This is a genomic window from Bartonella sp. OT172YNZD (assembly GCF_042193725.1).
Taxonomy (GTDB): domain Bacteria; phylum Pseudomonadota; class Alphaproteobacteria; order Rhizobiales; family Rhizobiaceae; genus Bartonella; species Bartonella grahamii_A.
This window is the reverse complement of sequence record NZ_JBHILZ010000077.1, coordinates 1-826: the sequence shown is the minus strand read 5'-3', so window position 1 is coordinate 826 and position 826 is coordinate 1. Positions and strand designations below refer to the sequence as shown.

Genomic DNA, 826 nt, shown 5'->3' with positions numbered 1-826 from the left:
ATCCTCAATGGCATAATTCAAAGTCTCAAACTTCATATCTGTATAAGTCTTCGCCTCATTAACACCATCATTGACAAGACTACTAACTTGATCGTCCGTATACTTTTTCGCATCATCAAGAACTATCTTCATCTGCTGTTCCGTATAATCATATAACTGACCTCCATTAACAGCTTCTTTCGAGCCTGACTCAATCTCACCATCAGCTACATTGTCTATCAAAACTGGATCACTCTCATTCCCACCTACTAACGTAATGCTATTCGTCTTCTTACCATCTCCATCTTTGTCATAGTTAACCACCCCATCCGTTATTACACTTTCAATATCTTTTACCTGCTTATCAATCGTATCTACCTTTTCCTCAACCTTTTTTACCTTCTCATTCACTGTCCAAAGTTGTCCTCCATTAACAACTTCTTGCGATCCTTTTTCTATCTTACCATCTGCTACATTCGTAATCTTACTCGCTTCTCCTTTATGACTAGCGTCATACGCTCCTTTGTCTTCATTCCAATTCAAGCTATTCCTATCAATATTGTCAGAAACCTCTTTAATACGATCGTTGATACTCGTCATACTCTCACTGACACCATCAAAAGCACCCGCTACATCATGATAGCTCTTCTTCTCAGAAAAACTACCATCTGCATTGAATTGAGAAACATTAAAAGTAGGTGCTGTCCATTGGCCATCCTTATAACCAGCACCTCCACCAAAATACTGAGCTAACGTAGTATTCAATGAATAAAGCTGATTACCAGTGATCGCTTCCGTAGAACCTTCAGAAATATCTCCATCTAAAAGAGACTTCAGTTTGCTCTTG

At 38.7% G+C, this 826-nt stretch carries 1 pseudogene; it reads right to left on the bottom strand.

What is annotated here, in order from left to right:
• Positions 1–826: pseudogene (locus ACFIJS_RS09090) on the bottom strand (hypothetical protein); the annotation flags it as partial.